Source organism: Flavobacterium sp. CFBP9031 (assembly GCF_034044945.1).
GTDB lineage: Bacteria > Bacteroidota > Bacteroidia > Flavobacteriales > Flavobacteriaceae > Flavobacterium.
The window spans coordinates 1-994 of record NZ_JAXCWF010000029.1 but is presented as its reverse complement, the minus strand read 5'-3'; the positions used below and the strand labels follow the sequence as shown (position 1 = coordinate 994).

1 protein-coding gene and 1 pseudogene are annotated in these 994 nt (G+C 39.2%); both read left to right on the top strand.

Features of this window, described 5'->3' with window-relative positions; genetic code table 11:
• Positions 1 to 357: pseudogene (locus tag SOM12_RS24090) on the top strand (PorP/SprF family type IX secretion system membrane protein); the annotation flags it as partial.
• A 12-nt stretch (positions 358 to 369) separates the two neighbouring features.
• On the top strand, positions 370 to 994 hold a 625-nt coding region (locus SOM12_RS24085), incomplete at its 3' end, for a tetratricopeptide repeat protein (protein ID WP_414655682.1).

The window sequence follows — 994 nt, the reverse complement described above, 5'->3', positions numbered from 1 at the left end:
AAGACAGAATCAATTACTACTTAATTGGAGGCTACGTATTCGATCTTGACAAATATCAGTATATAAAATTTAAACCCGCCATTTTAACCAAAAATGGTTCAAGGGGCACCATTGCAAGTAGATGTATCTGCGAATTTTATGTTCTACGATAAATTTATGATTGGTGCAGCTTACAGATGGAGCGCTTCATTAAGTGCTATGGTTGGGTTTCAGATCACAGACGGACTTTACTTAGGGTATGGCTATGATCGGGAAACCACCAAATTGAACAATTACAATTCAGGTTCGCATGAGATATTCCTGCGTTATGAATTCTTCTCAAACAAAGGCAAAATGACAACCCCTCGTTTCTTCTAAAAATAAGGCATCATGAAAAACTATACACTACTTTTCGCTGCAATCATAGGCGCTTTTTCATTCGGCAGCTATGCCCAGCAGGCAAAAATAAATGCTGCAGACAAAAAATATGACAGCTACGCCTATGTCGATGCAATAAAGACTTATGAAAAAGTTGCGGCCAAAGGCTACAAATCTGAAGACATGTTTAAAAAACTGGGAAATGCCTATTATTTTAATTCAGATTTTCAGAACGCGGCAAAATGGTACGGCGAATTATTTGCCATGAATCCAAATCCTGAGCCGGAGTACTTTTTTAGATACGCGCAATCATTAAAATCGGCTGGAGATATCGCCAAAGCCAATAGGCTTCTGGAAGAATTCAATGCCGTATCAAAAAATGACAGCAGAGGAAAGCTCTACAGAGAAGATGCAAACTATCTGGACCAGATAAAAGCAAATTCTGGGAGGTACCAGATAGAAGACGCTGGCATTAACAGCAAATACTCCGATTACGGGTCATTTGTCTGCAACAACAAAATTTACTTTGCATCTGCCAGAGATACGGGAAATTTTATACAGCGCAAACACAAATGGACAGGAGAATATTTCACCAATATTTATAATGCTGATCTGGATCCCGCAACGGGAACCGCAT